The sequence below is a fragment of the Kribbella sp. NBC_00482 genome, assembly GCF_036013725.1.
In the GTDB taxonomy this organism is placed as follows: domain Bacteria; phylum Actinomycetota; class Actinomycetes; order Propionibacteriales; family Kribbellaceae; genus Kribbella.
On record NZ_CP107881.1, the window covers coordinates 8,598,991 to 8,615,671 of the forward strand.

Consider the following 16,681-nt stretch of genomic DNA (forward strand, 5'->3'; position numbering starts at 1 on the left):
GCTGCTTCCGTGCTGCTGATCAGGCGTAGAACGACTCGTACGAGATCGAGACCTGCTGCGACGTGTAGCTGGCCGAGCTGTTCCCACTGATCTCGACCTTCCAGCCGCCTACATAAGCAGCGTACGGCTTTCCGTCGTTGTGCGCGTCGACGTACGACTTCACGGCCGCGATGTTGCCGCCCTTGAGGGCGCCGAACGCGTCGCCCAGAGCAGCCGGCAGCGCCTTCTTGGCGTCCGCCGCCTCACCGGACGCGCTGACCTCGATGTCCTTGATGCCCTTGCCGCTGCTCGCGTAGAAGAAGACCCGCTGGTACCCGTACTTGCCGATGTCCTTCTTGCAGGACGTCGTGCAGACGTAGCCCTTGGCCTTCAGCGCCGTGATCAGCTGCGCCTGGGTGGTGTCGAAGGTCTGGTCCGGCAGGTCCATCGAGTCCTCGCCGGACTTGTGACCGGACAGCCGGACGCTCTGGCCCTGGTTGCTGAGCTGGAACTCGCCCCAGGTGGTGCCGACCTCGTCGGAACGCTGACCGGTCTTCACCGCGTCCTGGACCTTCTTCACCTGGTCGGCGCCGAAGGTGTCGTTGCCGAGCGCCTGCAGCACCTGGTCGAAGGCGACCTGGGCGTTGTTGAAGTTGTCGTCGTCCTCGGCCTGCAGCCGCACCGCGACGATGGTGCCGTCGGACTGGAACTGGAAGATCGCCTCGGCGCCCTTGCGGCCGTCCGTCTTGAAGCAGCCGCGGTGCGCGCCCTGACCGGTGTTGAACAGGTCGCTGCAGCCGAAGCCGAGGCCCTGCAACTTCTCGGTCGCGGTCTTGGCCTGGCCGGTCGCGTTGCCGAGTTCGCCGTTCTGGCCGGGACCGCCGGAGGTGGAAGTCGTCGGGTTGCCGGTCGGCTCACCGGTCGGCTGCTCGGTGGTCGTCGGGTTCGACGTCGGCGTGTCGTCGCCGCCGAACGCGCGGATCCCGAGGAACACCAGCAGGCCGATCACCACGAGACCGACCACACCGCCGCCGATCACCAGCGGCAGCTTCTCCTTGCTGATGCCGCCCGGGCCCTTGGAACCCGGACCGCCCGGCTGCCACTGCTGGCCCGGACCGCCCTGCTGCTGGTGCCAGCCGCCTTGCTGCTGCTGGCGCTGGCCCCACGACTGCTGCTGGTAGGCGCCACCCTGCTGCGGCGGCTGACCCCAGCCACCCGCCGGCGGTTGTCCCTGCTGCGGCTGTCCAGGTTGACCAGGTTGACCAGGTTGCCCCTGTTGCCCAGGCTGCTGGCCCCAGCCGCCCTGCTGCGGGCGCTGGTCCTGCTGCGGCGGCTGACCGTGCGGGGGCTGGCCTTGCTGCGGTTGGCCTTGCTGCGGCGGCTGACCCCAGCCACCACCTTGGCCCTGGCCCGGGGGCTGCTGACCCCAGCCGCCGCCCTGCTGTGGCGGCTGGCCACCCTGTCCCCCGTGCTGCCCGCCTGGCTGGCCCCCCGGCTGCCCAGGACCCCATGGTCCCTGCGGCGGCGTCGTCATATTTGCTCCTTCTGACCAGGTGTCGACGTGCAAAGTTAACAGTCGGACGGCTCAGGGCTGCCGCCGGATCCGTCCGGTTCGCGGACTGCCGAAATTGTTACGACTCGTCGGCCTTCGGTGTGGTCGCCACTCCGGCGGCCGCCTCGGAACCGTCCTCGAGCAGCACCCGGAACCCAGCGGCGTCCAGAATCCGTACGCCGAGCTGGACGGCCTTGTCGTACTTCGATCCCGGCGAATCGCCGACGACCACGAACGACGTCTTCTTCGACACCGAGCTCGCGACCTTCCCGCCGCGCCCGACGATCGCCTCGGTCGCCTCGTCCCGGCTGAAGCCCTCGACGGTCCCGGTCACCACGACCGACAGCCCGGTCAGCGTCTGCGGCAGCGTCGGGCCGGTGCGCTCCTCGCGCATGACCACGCCGGACGCCAGCCACTTGTCCACGATCGCCTGGTGCCACGGCACCTGGAACCACTCGATCATCGCCTGCGCGATGGTCGGCCCGACGCCCTCGGTCTCGGCCAGCTGCTCCTCACTGGCCGCGCGGACGTCGTCGATGGTCCGGAACACCTCGGTCAGCGCCACCGCCGCGGTCGGCCCGACGTGCCGGATCGACAGCCCGACCAGCACCCGGGACAGCGGCTTGGTCTTCGCCTCCTCGAGGTTCGCCAGCAGTTTGCGGGCGTTCGCCGACAGCGCGCCGGCCTTCGTGGTGAAGAACTCGCTCTCGGCCAGTTTCTCCTCGGTGAGCGCGAACAGGTCGCCCTCGTCGGCGATCAGCCCGCCGCGGATCAGCGCGTCGGCCGCCTTGAACCCGAGCCCCTCGATGTCGAACGCGGACCGCCCGGCCAGGTAGAACAGCCGCTCCCGCAGCTGGCCCTGGCAGTACTGCGAGTTCGGGCAGCGGATGTCGACGTCCGACTCCTTGGCCGGCGCCAGCACGGTGTCGCACCACGGGCACCTGGTCGGCATCTTCCACGCCGGCAGGCCCTTGGGACGCAGGTCCACCACCGGTCCGAGGACCTCGGGGATCACGTCGCCCGCCTTCCGCAGTACGACGGTGTCGCCCGGGCGGACGTCCTTGCGGGCGACCTCCTTGGCGTTGTGGAGGGTCGCGTACTCGACGGTGGACCCGGCGACGCGGACCGGCTCCATGTGCGCGAACGGGGTGACCCGGCCGGTGCGGCCGACGTTCACCTCGATCTCGATGAGCTTGGTGTTGACCTCTTCCGGCGGGTACTTGTACGCGATCGCCCAGCGCGGGGCGCTCGAGGTCGATCCGAGGGCGCGTTGCAGATCGACCTCGTCGACCTTCACCACGACGCCGTCGATCTCGTGGTCCACCGAGTGCCGGTTCTCGCCGTAGTACGCGATGAACTCGTTGACCTCGTCGAGCGTGCCGACCCGGCGGGCGCGGTCGCTGACCGGCAGGCCCCAGGTCTTCAGCTGGTCGTAGGCCTCCGAGAGCCGGCCGATGTGGTGGCCCTCGACCTTGCCGAGGCCGTGCACGACGAACCGCAGCGGCCGGCCGGCCGAGACCCGCGGATCCTTCTGGCGCAGCGAACCGGCCGCACTGTTCCGCGGGTTCGAGAACACGTCCTTGCCGGCCTCGACGAGCTGGGCGTTGAGCTCCTCGAAGTCCTCGACCCGGAAGTAGACCTCGCCGCGGACCTCCAGGAACATCGGGAGGTCGTCGCCGCGCAACTGCTCCGGGATGCCCTTGATCGTCCGGACGTTCGGCGTGACGTCCTCACCGGTGCGGCCGTCGCCGCGGGTGGCGCCGCTGACCAGCTTGCCGTTCTCGTAGACCAGGTCGAGGGCGAGGCCGTCCACCTTGAGCTCGCAGAGGAATCCGCTGTCGTGGATCTGCTGGACCGTGACCTCGCGTTCCAGCCGCTTCGCCCAGGCCTCCATCTGCTCGGCGGAGAACGCGTTGCCGAGGCTCTCCATCCGCATCGGGTGGTCGACCGGCGTGAACAGCGTGGAGATCGGCGCGCCGACCTTCTGGGTGGGCGAGTCCGGCGTCCGGAGCTCGGGGTACTGCTCCTCGAGGCCCTGCAGCTCGTGCATCAGCACGTCGAAGTCCGCGTCCGAGATGATCGGGCTGGCCAGGTAGTACCGCGCCCGGTGGTCCTCGATCTCCTGGCTCAGCTCCGCATGCCGCGTCCGGACCTCGGCGGGCGCCCCCACGATCTCGCTCATGAGGTGAATTTACAGGGGGTCACCGACATTTTGGCTCAATCGTCGGCGGCTTCGCCGACCACTTCGACGATGTCGCGGAGGAGCTTCAACCGCGCTCTGGCATCGGCCGGTGACGGAGCGGCCGCGAGCCCGCAGGCGGGCGTGATGACGACCTTCTTCAGCAGTTCCGGGTCGAGGCCGAGTTCGCGCCAGCGGCGTACGAGCGGGTCTGCGGCCTTCTCGGCGGACGGCAGCGCACCGGTGGTGGGTACGACGCCCGCGTAGATCGTGGTGCCCGCCTCGGCGGCGATGGCGATCTGATCCCAGGCCGCCGTGTTCAGCAGGGCCGTGTCGACGGCCACCCCAGCAGCGCCAGACTTGGTGAAGACCTCGATCGGAGGCCGGGCGGCGCAGCAGTGGACGACGGTTGGTGCACCCGCGGTGAACAGGCTCAGGAGCTCGACAGCACCAGGCCCGTCGACAGACCGGTGCTTGCTCCAGCCGGACGCGGTCGGCACAGCTCCCGCGAGTACGGCGGGCAGCCCAGGCTCATCCACCTGCAGCACGACCTCGGCCCCCGGAACCCGCTTCCGTACGTCGGCCACGTGCTGCTGCACGCCATCCGCCAGAGCCTGGGCCAGGTCCCGCCGCGCGCCGTGGTCGGCCAGCACCTTGTCCCCACGCGGCCGCTCCACCGCTGCAGCCAGCGTCCACGGCCCGGTGACCTGTACCTTCAGCCGCCCCTGATACCCGTCCGCGTACTCCTCCAGCACGTCCAGGTCCTCGTGGAGCAGCGCCCGGGCCCGCCGCTGGTCCAAACTCGCCCGTGAGTTCCCACCACCGGTCAGCCGCCACCCGGCCGGTTGCAGGTCCGCAGCCAGCTCTGTCAGTACGGCGACGCTCCGGCTGAGCATGTCGCCGTACGGACGCGCTGGGAGCTCAGGCAGGAACGGGAGGTCGACCAGTTCGAGTACGGCGGGCATCCACCCGCGGATGTCATCGCCGGGGAGCGAGCCCAGGCCGGTGGTTGTCATACGGCGGCGGTGACTCGCTCGACGGTGTCGATGGTCGCGGATCCGATCACGCGCGTGCCGTCGTACAGAACGACTGCCTGTCCGGGTGCGACTGCCGAGGTCGGCTCGTCGAAGGTGACCTGGACCTGATCACCGTCCAGCCAAGCGGTGACAGACACTTCGTCGCCGTGGGCCCGAAGCTGTGCCTTCACTGTCATTCGATCAGTGGGCGCGGGGCCGCACCAGCGGGGCTTCGACGCGGTGAGCTGCGAGACGGCCAGCTCCTCGCGGGATCCGACGGTCACGGTGCGGTCGACCGGGCTGATGTCGAGGACGAAGCGCGGCTTGCCGTCCGAGGCCGGCGTACCGATCCGCAGGCCCTTGCGCTGGCCGATGGTGAAGCCGTGCGTGCCCTGGTGCTCGCCGAGCTTCTTGCCCTGTGCATCGATGATGTCGCCCGGCGCCTCGCCCAGCTGCGAGCTGAGGAAGCCCGGGGTGTCGCCGTCGGCGATGAAGCAGATGTCGTGGCTGTCCGGCTTGTCCGCCACCGACAGCCCGCGGCGCTCGGCCTCCTCGCGCACCTCGGTCTTGACGGTGTCGCCGAGCGGGAAGAACGCGTGCGCGAGCTGCTGCTGCGTCAGTACGCCGAGCACGTACGACTGGTCCTTGGCCGGGTCCACGGCTCGGTGGAGCTCACGACCGTCAGCCGTGTCCACGATCCGTGCGTAGTGCCCGGTCACGACCGCGTCGAAGTCGAGCGCGAGGGCCCGGTCCAGTACGGCGCTGAACTTGACCTTCTCGTTGCAGCGCAGGCACGGGTTCGGCGTCCGGCCGGCGGCGTACTCGCTGACGAAGTCCTCGACCACGTCGGCGTGGAACCGCTCGGCCAGGTCCCAGACGTAGAACGGGATGCCGATCACGTCCGCGGCCCGGCGGGCGTCGCGCGAGTCCTCGATCGTGCAGCAGCCCCGCGCGCCGCTGCGGTACGACTGCGGGTTGCGGCTGAGCGCCAGGTGCACGCCGGTCACGTCGTGCCCGGCCTCGGCCATCCGCGCGGCCGCGACCGCGGAGTCCACTCCGCCGGACATGGCTGCGAGTACCCGCATCAGGTGTTCCTTCCCACGTTCTGCAGACCGGCGGACTTCGCGCGCTCTACGACCGGTCCGATGTTGTCCAGGACGGCGTCGACATCGGCCTGGGTCGAAGTGTGCCCGAGGGTGAACCGGAGCGAGCCGCGGGCCCGCTGGTCGTCGTACCCCATCGCCAGCAGCACGTGACTCGGCTCGGCGACCCCGGCGTTGCACGCAGACCCGGTCGAGACCTCGATCCCGCGGGCGTCGAGCAGCAGCAACAGCGAGTCGCCCTCGCAGTCGCTGAACGACAAGTGTGCGTTACCGGGCAAGCGGTCCGTCGGGTCCCCCGACAGCAGCGATCCCTCGACGGTGCCGGTGATGCCGGCGATCAGGGTGTCCCGCAGCTCGGTCAGCCGGCCGGCCTCCTCCGCCTGGTGCTTCACGGCGTGCTCGGCCGCCACGGCGAACCCGGCGGTCGCGGGTGCGTCGAGGGTGCCGGACCGTACGTCGCGCTCCTGTCCCCCGCCGTGCAGGATCGGCGTCAGTTGCGTCTCCTTGTGGACGACGAGCGCCCCGATCCCGTACGGACCGCCGAGCTTGTGCGCGGACACCGTCATCGCGTCCACGCCCAGCTCACCGAAGTCCACCGGCACCTGCCCGATCGCCTGCACGGCGTCGGTGTGCACGGGTACGCCGTACTGCTGCGCGATCGCGGCGACGTCGGCGACCGGCTGGAGCGTGCCGACCTCGTTGTTCGCCATCATCAGCGTGATGAACGACACGGACTCCGGGTCGCGCTCGACGGCCCGCCGTACGTCGTCCGGACGCACGCGACCGAGCTCGTCGACCGGGAGCCACTCGATCTCGGCGTGCTCGTGCAGACCGAGCCAGACCGCCGGGTCCAGGACCGCGTGGTGCTCGATGCCGCTCAGCAGGATCCGGCGCCGGCGGGGATCGGCCGCCAGGCGGGACCACCACAGGCCCTTGAGTGCGAGGTTGTCCGCCTCGGTGCCGCCGGAGGTGAACACGATCTCGCTGGGCTGGGCGCCGAGTGCCGCGGCGATCGCTTCGCGGGCTTCCTCGACCGTCCGCCGCGCACACCGGCCGGAGCCGTGCAGTGACGACGCGTTACCGGTCCGGGAGAGGTGATGGGTCATCGCCTCGATCGCGGCCGGGAGCATCGGGGTCGTCGCCGCGTGGTCCAGGTACACCGTGCGACGGTCGGAAGCAGTCATATCGGTTTCAAGGGTATGTCCGGCACGGATGTTCCCGCTCCTCGGGAGTCAGCGCGCGAGATCCAGCGTGCACCGCTCCTCGAACCGGGCCCCGATCCGGCGGAAGATCCCGGCCGCCTCCAGCAGGACGTCACGGTCCCCCGTCAGGCGCCCCTCAGCCCTTCGCAGGACCGCCGCCGCCCAGGCGTTCTCACTCACCGCCCGCTCCAGGTACTCCGCCGCGTCGGGCCGCCCAGACACCACGGCAAGCTCCGCCCCGGCGGCATGAGCGTACGGAATCCACCACGGCTCGCGGAAAGGCGCGAACGCCCGCTCAACCACACCCGAGTCGGTGTTGTGGTGGTGGATGGCGAGGCGGGCTTCTACGAAGGCGGCGGGGGCGGCTAGGCCTCGGTCGTCGGTTGGGTCGGTTACGCGGGCGATCTCGAGGGCGCGGGCCTGCCAGACCGCGTCCTGACCGCTGCCGAGCAGTCCGTGAGCGAGCGCGGCCGTCGCGGCGGCCGAGGCCATCCAGACCCGCGGCGGGCATCCGGCCGCCCGCCAGCCGTTCCACATCACGTCGGCAGCTCGTACGGCGTCCTCGAACCGGCCGGCGAGCGCGTAGGCGCGCACCTTGCGCGGGGCGGTGATGTACGGGTGACCGTGCACCGGGTCGCCGATGAGCTGCGCAAGCCGGACGGCCTCGACGATGTCACCGACCGCGATCGCCGTGGTCGAGGCGACGTGGAAGGCGTCGACGATCTCGGCCGCCGCACGCGGGTCGTGCGCGGGAAGGGTCGCGGCCAGCGACATCCGCTCCTTCGCCGCCATGTCGGCCTCACGCAACCGCCCGGCCGCCGCGAGCGCGGTGCCGTGAGCGTCGAGAGCGCTCATCAGATCCAACGGTTGCTCCGCCCGCCGAGCGGCCGCCACCGCAGCCTCCGCCGACGCAACCCCGAACCGATCCACCCAAGCCCACGCCACCCGAACCAGCACACTGCCGTCCGCGTCGTCAGGAAGCAGGCTTGCTCCTCGGTCTTCGGGTAGTTCGGCCGGGCGGGTCATCTCGTAGCGGTTCAGGATGGTGACCGCGTACCCGGCGGCGTCCAGGATCCCGTCCGCGGCCGATCGCATCATCAACTGGTAGGCGTGTCCACCATCCGCGACAACCATCGCGGCATCGGCGGCATCACGCCGATCGTCGTACCGCTCCCCCGCGTCCGCAGCGTTCGCAGCAGCGACCAGGTAATGCTCACGCGCCTCCAGAAACCGCCTCCGGGCAAACGTCAGATGAGCGAGCTTGCGAGCAAGGGACCGTACGCCGCCACTCGCCACCCGCAGGTCCGGAGCCAGCAGATCGAACTCCTGCTGCCACTCCTCCCCCGCCTCCAACCGCTCCTCGAGCTTGGTGGCCAACCGATCGGCCCAAGCCACATGCAGCGCCGCAACCTCGTCGTACTCGTCCTTGAGCTCCTCAAGCGCAAACACCCGCACCGTCTCCAGCATCCGCCAGCGACTGATCCCCGCGTGCTGACTACGGTGCAGCAGGCTCTTGTCGGTCAGCCGACCCAGGAGGTCGCTCAGCTCGCCCCGACTACTGCCCGGCGTCACACCAGCAACCGCAGCGAGGTCGAACCCACCAACAAACACACCCAGCCGCCGGAACAGCCGACGCTCGTCGTCACCAAGCAGCTCGTAGCTCCAGCCGATCACCTGCGCCAGAGAGTTGTGCCGCTCGTTCGGACCACGTCCTCCGGACAGGAGCCGCAGCCGATCGTCCAGCGCCGCCAAGAGCCCGTCCGGACCCAGCGACCCAGCACGAGCCGCAGCCAGCTCAATAGCCAGCGGTACGCCGTCCAGCTCGGCACACACCTTCTGAGCAAGCTCACTGTCATCTGCCACCTCAGGCGCGACCAAAGCGGCCCTGTCGCGGAAGAGCTGCTCTGCCTCAGCTCCTAGCGTCAGCGGCCCCAGCTGCACCGGCCGCTCCCCCGCCACGCCGAGACGCTCGCGGCTCGTGACCAGTACTGCCGTTTCGGTCGCCTCGGTCAGGATGCGAGCGACCAGACCCGCCACGTCGTCCAGCAGATGCTCGCAGTTGTCCAGGACGAGCAAAGTGCGGCCGCGCTTGAGCCGTTCGAGTACGGCGTCCGCGAGCGTCTGCGGTGGTTGCTCCGTGACCTGCAGCGCTTCGGCAACCGCAGCGACCACAAAGCCCGGACGTACCGGGACCAGATCGACGACCGCACCGCCGTAGGGGTAGTTGTCGGCGACGTCCGCTGCAACGCGTAGCGCCAGACGGGTCTTGCCCACGCCACCAGGTCCGAGCAGGCTGACGAGGCGGTTGCTGCCGAGTGCTCTGGTCAGCTGTGCGCGGTCATGCTCGCGGCCGACAAACGTCGTACCCGGTCCGGCCGGCGTACTGAAGCCCGGAGGTTGTGACTCGGCCACGTCCGCCAGCGCGGCGAGCTCGTGCCGGTCCGCGACGCCGTACTTGCGCAGCAGCGAGGAGATGTGGCTCTCGACGGTCCGGATGCTGATGTGCAGTCGCCGGGCGATCTGCGCGTTCGAGCGGTCGCCCGCGAGCGCCGCGAGTACCTCGGCCTCTCGCGCCGACACGTCCTTCGGACCAGCCATTGGCCCATCATGCGGGATCCGTGGTCCTTCCGTGGCCGGTACGGACGACTTTCCGTGGCACCCGCGCCGACTGTGGAAGCACAACCTCGGAATCAGGAGAAGACCATGGGACGCGTACTGCTGGACATCACGATGTCGCTCGACGGATTCGTCACCGGACCGGGAGCGGACCTCACGCACGGCCTCGGGATCGGCGGTGATCCGCTGCACGACTGGCTCGCCGGCGAGGCCGAGGCCGACCGCGAGGCGTTCGAGCGCACCAGCGCGAACATCGGCGCCGTACTGATGGGACGGCGGACGTTCGACCTCATCGACGGGCCGCGGGGCTGGAGCGCCGACGGGTTCAGCGGCGAGCGGCCGGCGATCTATGTGGTGACCTCGAATCCGCCGAGCCGGGTCCGCCTCGACGGCTGGTTCGAGTTCGTGCCGGACGGGATCGAGGCCGCGCTCAAACTCGCACGGGCCGCGGCGGGTGCGCGGGACGTGATGATCATGGGCGGCGGGCACCTGTGCCGGCAGTACCTGTACGCCGGGCTTGTCGACGAACTGCGGGTCCACGTCGCGCCGATCGTGCTCGGCGACGGCACCCCGCTGTTCGAGCGGACCACGCTGACACCGATCCGGCTGGTGCCACGGGACACTACAAGCACACCGAACGCGACCCACCTGACGTACGACGTACCTCATCAGGAGCTGTGATGACACAGGAGATCCTCGACCGGCGTGCGGCGGCGGTCATCGAAGCCAACAAGTACATGGCACTCGGAACGGTCGGCGCGGACGGGCTGCCCTGGGTCACGCCGGTGTACTTCACACCGGACGGGCACGACACGTTCTACTGGGCGTCGTCGCCGAACTCGCTGCACTCGCGCAACCTCGCGGAGCGGCCGGATGTGAGCATCGCGATCTTCGACTCGACCGTGCCGATCGGTGGTGCGTCGGCGGTGTACTTCCGGGCGAAGGCCGCTCTCGTCCCGGACGACGAGCTGGAAGCGTGCGCGACGCTCTACTCGTCGCGGCACGCAGAGCTGCGCGCGTTCTCCGCCGACGAACTGCGCGACGACCTCCGCCTGTACCGCGCCCGCGCCACCGAGCACTGGATCCTGGTCACGGGCCGCGACCCGGAGTACGGCACCGGGCTCGACTCGCGGCGACCCGTGTGGGCCTGATGACCCGCTGACACGCAATCCTGCCGGAGAGCAACGTCTGGTTGAGCGGAAGGCAGGACATGAACGACTGGTGGACCGATCGCAAGCAGAACCAGCAGCTCTCCAACCTGGAGAGCGAGATGTCGTACGCGCGCCAGGAGGCCTCGAGCCTCCGATCCCAGTTGTCCCGGGTCCAGGGCAGCCTGCAGAGCCGCGTGGACAGCATGTCTCGTGCGTTCGACGCGTTCGTCGAGCTGTCCGACCTCCGCCACGAGACCGCCGGTTTCGTCGACGCCGCCGAGCTCCGCCGCTACGCCAGCCGGGTGCTCTCCGCGATGGCGTCCAGCAGTGAGATTCCGGAGGCCGGCGCACCTGTCGCCCGGTACTGGTTGAGCCCCGCCACCCAGGCACTGATCTCCCTGCACGCCTCCACGCCGGACGAGCAGGCGATCAGTACGGCGATGGAACTCGACCAGCGCCGTACGTCGATCTACCTGTCGCTGGCGCTTGCGGTGCTCGGGCAGCGGCACCAGGTGCAGAACGAGTGGCTGGACGTCGCGTTCGGCGTACCGGCCGCAGACGGAACGCTGACCAGGGTGCAGCGGGTGCTGTGGACGACAGCTGCGCGTGGCGGGTTCGGGGCGGACGGTCTAGAGCTCGTGGTGAAGCGACTGCAGTCGGCCGCGTCCCCCGACGGCGGGTGGCTGTCCCGACTCGAGAACCGCGGCAGCTCCAGCCGCTCGAGCGGGCCTCGTCTCAAGGAGACCGAGCCGCAGGACGACGCAGCGAACCGCTTGAGCCGGATCCGCAACGCCGTCGAGACGATCCTCGGCAACACCGAGGCCCGCGAACCCGACCCCGACCTGAACTACCCCGAGACCCGCAAGACCGACAGCACCCCGGACGACGCCAAGTCGTCCCGTCGCAAGGCCAAGTCGTCAGCCGACGCCGACAACGAGCCGGCCGAGGACAGTGCCGCGGCCATGCTGCGGCTGCTGATCTCCGAGGGCAGCGAGCCGGAGCGCGAGACCCTGGCCCGGATCGCCGTACTGCGTGCACGGGTGAGCGGGGCCGCCGAGCCCACCGCCCAGGCGCTCGAGGACTCTGCCGGCACGGTCGACGCGCTGCTCACCGAGGACCTCAGCCTGTCCGCCGACCCGCACCTGTCGACCGCCGCCCTGCACGTCGTCGGTCCGCTGGTGCTGCCCGCGGTCGAGACCGTGGCACAGACCGCCGAACTCCCGGGCCCGTCGCAGGTCTCCATCGGCAGCGGCACTCACGCGATCACCATCCGCGCCGACGGACCCGACCAGCTCGAACTCGGCAAGGCGACGTCATCGCTCACGGCAGCCGCCGGAGTCATGTCCACTGGCCAGCGCGCCACTCCGATCGGCCTGCTGGTCGGCGGCGCGGTGGTGGCGGTCGGGCTCGGGTTGCTCCTGCACTGGTTCTGGATCCTGGTCGGCCTGGTCGTGATGGCCTTCGGCCTCAACAGCTATGTGCAGCTGCGGCGCGCCATCAACAACGACAAGACCAGAGCCGCCGGAGAGGTAGCCAACCTCAACGAACGCTGCACGACGGCCGCGACCGCCCTCTCGAACTACCTCAACAACGCCGACGCCCGAAAGACCGCCATCGCCGACGACCTCACCACCATCCGCGAGCAACTAACCACCTGAATCACCGGATCCGTTCACACCAAAGGCGGCCAGCAGAACCTTCTCCCCTGTCGACAACGGACAGGAGATCCGGCTCTCCGGTCCGATGTGCGGGTGGTGATCGCCCGATCCGGGGTCGTGCGACAGGTGGCACGCGTCGAGCAGACGACCGGTTATCTCCTCGCGTTGTGGGTTCTCTACTGATACACGCACGGAGAACCCTGCACAGGAGGGGATAACCCCGGCTGTGCTGAGATGGTGTGGGGCAGCGTCGAAGGGGCGGGTCGGTTCGCGCGGAACGCCTGCCGTGTGTCCGGGATCGCGCCGAGTCGTGGCGTTTCGTTGGCCACTGGACCGTCGAGTCGTGGATCGAGGCTGCGTTTGACCGCCGAAATCTACGACTCGAGGAAACGCGGGTGACTGCGGCACGGCGGTCGAGAGGTCGACGGAGCAGCCCAACCACCCACACCTGCATCACAAGCGCCGGAGATCCCCTCCGGGAATGGGACAGCCCGGCTCGGGGGGCCGAGCCGGGCTGTTGGTGGCGCGGGGTCAGGACTTGCGCTTGGTGACTTCTTCGGTGGCGGTGGGGAGGACCTTGTGGAGGTCTCCGACCACGCCGAAGTCGACCAGTTCGAAGATCGGGGCCTCGGGGTCCTTGTTGACCGCGACGATCGTCTTCGAGGTCTGCATGCCGGCGCGGTGCTGGATCGCGCCGGAGATACCGGCCGCGACGTACAGCTGCGGCGACACGGTCTTGCCGGTCTGGCCGACCTGGTAGGCGTGCGGGTACCACCCCGAGTCCACCGCCGCGCGCGACGCACCGACAGCGGCACCGAGCGAGTCGGCGAACGCCTCGATCGGGGCGAAGTCACCGCCGGTACCGCGGCCACCGGACACGATGATCGCGGCCTCGGTCAGCTCCGGACGACCCGTCGCCTCCCGCGGCTTCGACTCCACGATCCGCGCCGTCTTCGCGGCGTCGGAGATCGTGACGTCGAACTCCTCCACCTCCGGCGAGGTCTCGGCGGCCTCGGGAGTGGCGGCGTTCGGCTTGACCGTGATGATCGGCGTGCCATGCGTGACCTTCGCCTGCACGGTGAAGTTGCCCGCGAACACCGACTGCGTCGTGACAGCGCCGCCATCGGCAGCGACGACGTCGACGGCGTCGGTGATCAGGCCCGAGTCCAGCTTGACCGCGAGCCGGGCCGCGATCTCCTTGCCCTCGGCGCTCGACGAGATCAGGATCGCCGACGGCTCGATCTTCGCCGCGACCTGCGCCAGCGCCTCGGCCTTGGGCGCCACCAGGAACTGCGTGAGCTCCGGGTTCGACAACGCGATCACCTTCGTCGCGCCGTACTGCCCGAGAGCCGGCAGCGCCGCCTGCACATCAGTGACACCCTCACCGACGAACACTGCGACCGGCTCGCCGAGGCGGCGGGCGATCGTGAGGAGCTCGGCGGTCGTCTTGCGGACCACACCCGCGGTGTGGTCGACGAGAACCAGAACGTTCGACATAACTAGACCCGCACCCCTCAGAGGAACTTGTTCGTGGACAGGAACTCGACCAGCCCGGCAGCGCCGCTACCGTCCTCGTCGGTGACGATCGTGCCGGCCGTCCGCGCCGGACGGGCGGTCACCTCGACCACCTCGGTCCACGCCGACGAGCCGCCCACCTGCTCCGGGGTCAGCTCGAGGTCGGCCAGCGACCACGTCTCGACCGGCTTCTTCTTCGCGGCCATGATCCCCTTGAACGACGGGTAGCGCGGCTCGTTCGCCTGGTCCGACACCGACAGCACCAACGGCAGCGTGCCCTCGATGGTCTCGCTCGCGGTGTCACCGTCACGGCGGATCCGCACGGTCTGCCCGTCGACGGTCACCTCCGAGCCCAGCGTCACGGCCGGCAGGCCAAGCCGCTCCGACACCATCGCCGGCACGACACCCATCCCGCCGTCGGTCGAACCCATGCCGAACACGACCAGGTCCGCCTCGAGCTTGCCCAGCGCCTTGGACAGGATCAGCGAGGTGGCGACCGCGTCCGAACCGTGGATCGCGTCGTCGAGAACGTGGACACCGGCGTCGGCGCCCATCTGCAGACCCTTCTTCACCGCGTCCGCAGCCTGCTCGGGGCCGACCGTGAGAACGGTCACCACAGAGTCGTCCCCGGCCTCCTTCACGGTCAATGCGGTCTCGACGGCATACTCGTCCAGCTCGGACAGCAGCCCGTCGACACCCGCACGGTCCACCGTGTTGTCCTCCGGGCGGAAGCGGCGGTCCGCGGTGGCATCCGGCACGAACTTCGCGCAGACGACGATCTTCATAGCGTGTGGGACCCCTTCTGGTTAACGGTCTCTGCCAAGCCTGCCACGGATGTTACTCACGAGAAACATAACGGCGGTGCGAGTCCGATCACAGTCGCGTGGACGACTAGGCTGAGTCAGTGACCGAGACGTTACCGCTGACCGGTGAGAGGACCGCGCCCGGGATCTGGCACGAGAACTATTGGTTCGCGCGCCATGACGCCGCCTATCGCTGGATCACGGCCCACCTGCCGATCGGGACCGGCCGGATCCTCGACGCCGGCTGCGGCGAGGGCTACGGCGCGGAACTGCTCCGGCTCGCCGGAGCGAGCCCGGTGACCGGTCTCGACTATGAAGATACGACGTTGCGGCACGTCCGCCGCGTTTATCCACAGATCAAGGTCGCGCGGGGCAACCTTGTGCAGACGCCCTTTGCGGACAACGCGTTCGAGACCGTCACCTCACTGCAGACGATCGAGCACCTCTGGGAGCAGCCGCGGTTCGTCGCGGAGTGCGCGCGCGTTCTCGCGCCCGGAGGAACCTTGGTCCTCAGTACGCCGAACCGCCTGACCTTCCCGAGCGGGAACTGGTACCACACGCGCGAACTCACCGCCGCCGAGTTCATCGAACTCCTCGAGCCGCATTTCGAGATCACGCAGGCTCTCGGACTCCACCACGGCGAACGGCTGACGTCCTGGGAGACGCGGTACGGATCCTGTGTCGACGCGCAGCTCGCCGCCGAGCACGACCAGTGGGACGACAACCTGGCCGGACTCGTGCGCGGTACGACGTACGCCGACTTCGAGATCCGCCCAGGAAACCTGGACGAATCTCTCGATCTCGTGCTGGTCGCTACGGCCGGATGATCTTTTCGACGATCTTGCCGGCGATCAGGTAGACCAGCGCCGCGATCCCCCAGTTGACCAGGAGCGTGTTCTTCGCGGTCTCGAGCCGGAACAGGTCCTTGAACGGGCCGACCAGGTCGTGACCGCGCTCCAGGATCCAGCGCACGATCTCGTTGCTCTGGTTGGTCTGGTCGAGCGCGGTGAACAACGCACCGAGCGCGAGGACCGCGGCCGCGAGCACCGCGACCAGCCAGATCAGCGACGCGATCAGGTTGCGCAGCTTCCGGACACCGGAGCCGACCGAGGTCAGCGCCTGCTTGCCCATGCCGGGTCCCGAGGAGCCCGCCGGTTTGTTGCCCGAGGCACCGGTCGGCTTCGCGGCAGGCTTGCCCGCCGCGGCGCCCGCACCAGTGGCCGCCGCTACCGGCTCCTTGTCGGCAGCAGCGCCCTTCGAGGCGTCCTTCGCCGGGGCATCCGGCTGACCGGTCGCGGCGTCCTCCGAGCCGGCCGCGTCCGTTGCCGGGGCCCCGGCCGCCGCCTTCTCCCGGGCCCGCTGCTCCGCCACGATCTCCGCCGCCGTCTTCGGCCGGGCAGTCTTCGTCGCGGTCGCCGCACCCGATCCGGTACCGGTCTCGGTGCCGGCGGTCTCGGCCTTGTCGGCGGCCGGGTTCAACTCAGCCTTCTCGTCCTGCGTACCCACGTCGTCCATCTCCTCAGCCGGGGTCCGTTCCTCGTCCGTGGCCACTGCGGTCGCCTCGGTCTCCGGGGCCGGCGGTCTCCTACGCCGACTGACCGGGACCGGGCGTGGCGACAACCGGCGGCGCGCGCCCGCAACCGGTGCCGCTGCCGTACTGCCGTCTGCCTGTGCTTCCGGGTTCACGCTGGTGTTCACGCCCATGTCTGACTCGTTCGTTTCAAGCACTGGTTCCAACGTAGCGCTGCGGGCTACCACTGGCTCGGCCACGATCGGCACCGGGTCGACCGCGCGGGTCCTCGCCTGCGTGATCGAGTTGTCGGCCGCGGCCTGGTCGAGCAGCGACCGGGCAGCCTGATCGGCCGGACCGATCGCAGCCTGGTCCGCCACGCTACTTCTCCTCTCCG

Annotated in this window: 13 protein-coding genes; 4 read left to right on the top strand and 9 right to left on the bottom strand. The window is 69.5% G+C overall.

The window, feature by feature from the left end:
• Positions 1-19: 19 nt before the first annotated feature.
• The 6 genes from OHB24_RS41385 to OHB24_RS41410 form a co-directional block, all read right to left on the bottom strand.
• Positions 20-1,513, bottom strand: a complete 1,494-nt coding sequence (locus OHB24_RS41385; protein WP_327636435.1) for a PT domain-containing protein — start codon at positions 1,511-1,513, stop codon at positions 20-22.
• Positions 1,514-1,610: 97 nt separating this feature from the next.
• The gene (gene ligA, locus OHB24_RS41390; protein ID WP_327636436.1) at positions 1,611-3,713 is read right to left on the bottom strand and encodes an NAD-dependent DNA ligase LigA; all 2,103 of its coding nucleotides are present in this window, start codon (positions 3,711-3,713) and stop codon (positions 1,611-1,613) included.
• 35 nt (positions 3,714-3,748) lie between these two features.
• Positions 3,749-4,726 (bottom strand): methionine synthase vitamin-B12 independent, encoded by a 978-nt coding sequence (locus OHB24_RS41395; RefSeq protein WP_327636437.1) that lies wholly within the window; start codon positions 4,724-4,726, stop codon positions 3,749-3,751.
• Positions 4,723-5,811 carry a tRNA 2-thiouridine(34) synthase MnmA gene (mnmA, locus tag OHB24_RS41400; protein WP_327636438.1) on the bottom strand — a complete coding sequence of 363 codons (1,089 nt, stop codon included), beginning with the start codon at positions 5,809-5,811 and terminating at the stop codon, positions 4,723-4,725. Before mnmA ends, OHB24_RS41395 begins: the two co-directional genes overlap by 4 nt.
• Entirely contained in the window at positions 5,811-7,013 is a 1,203-nt protein-coding gene (locus OHB24_RS41405) for a cysteine desulfurase family protein (RefSeq protein ID WP_327636439.1), read from the bottom strand. The genes mnmA and OHB24_RS41405 overlap by 1 nt, the downstream gene beginning before the upstream one ends.
• Positions 7,014-7,061: 48 nt before the next feature.
• Positions 7,062-9,629, bottom strand: a complete 2,568-nt coding sequence (locus OHB24_RS41410; protein WP_327636440.1) for an ATP-binding protein — start codon at positions 9,627-9,629, stop codon at positions 7,062-7,064.
• 105 nt (positions 9,630-9,734) lie between these two features.
• Between OHB24_RS41410 and OHB24_RS41415 the strand changes: the two genes are divergently transcribed.
• The 3 genes from OHB24_RS41415 to OHB24_RS41425 are packed head-to-tail and all read left to right on the top strand — an operon-like array spanning position 9,735 to position 12,456.
• Positions 9,735-10,328, top strand: coding sequence for a dihydrofolate reductase family protein (locus OHB24_RS41415; RefSeq protein WP_327636441.1), 594 nt, complete (start codon positions 9,735-9,737; stop codon positions 10,326-10,328).
• A complete protein-coding gene (locus OHB24_RS41420) occupies positions 10,328-10,798 on the top strand; it encodes a pyridoxamine 5'-phosphate oxidase family protein (protein WP_327636442.1) in 471 nt (156 codons plus the stop codon). Before OHB24_RS41415 ends, OHB24_RS41420 begins: the two co-directional genes overlap by 1 nt.
• Before the next feature lie 59 nt (positions 10,799-10,857).
• Positions 10,858-12,456 (top strand): hypothetical protein, encoded by a 1,599-nt coding sequence (locus OHB24_RS41425; RefSeq protein ID WP_327636443.1) that lies wholly within the window; start codon positions 10,858-10,860, stop codon positions 12,454-12,456.
• Positions 12,457-12,987: 531 nt separating this feature from the next.
• Here OHB24_RS41425 and OHB24_RS41430 read toward each other — a convergent pair.
• Complete coding sequence (locus OHB24_RS41430) at positions 12,988-13,953, bottom strand: electron transfer flavoprotein subunit alpha/FixB family protein (protein ID WP_327636444.1); 966 nt, start codon at positions 13,951-13,953, stop codon at positions 12,988-12,990.
• Between the two features lie 17 nt (positions 13,954-13,970).
• Complete coding sequence (locus OHB24_RS41435; RefSeq protein WP_327636445.1) at positions 13,971-14,756, bottom strand: electron transfer flavoprotein subunit beta/FixA family protein; 786 nt, start codon at positions 14,754-14,756, stop codon at positions 13,971-13,973.
• Between the two features lie 119 nt (positions 14,757-14,875).
• Between OHB24_RS41435 and OHB24_RS41440 the strand changes: the two genes are divergently transcribed.
• Complete coding sequence (locus tag OHB24_RS41440) at positions 14,876-15,601, top strand: class I SAM-dependent methyltransferase (RefSeq protein WP_327636446.1); 726 nt, start codon at positions 14,876-14,878, stop codon at positions 15,599-15,601.
• Here OHB24_RS41440 and OHB24_RS41445 read toward each other — a convergent pair.
• Positions 15,588-16,664, bottom strand: coding sequence for a hypothetical protein (locus OHB24_RS41445; protein WP_327636447.1), 1,077 nt, complete (start codon positions 16,662-16,664; stop codon positions 15,588-15,590). The genes OHB24_RS41440 and OHB24_RS41445 overlap by 14 nt on opposite strands.
• Positions 16,665-16,681: the final 17 nt, after the last annotated feature.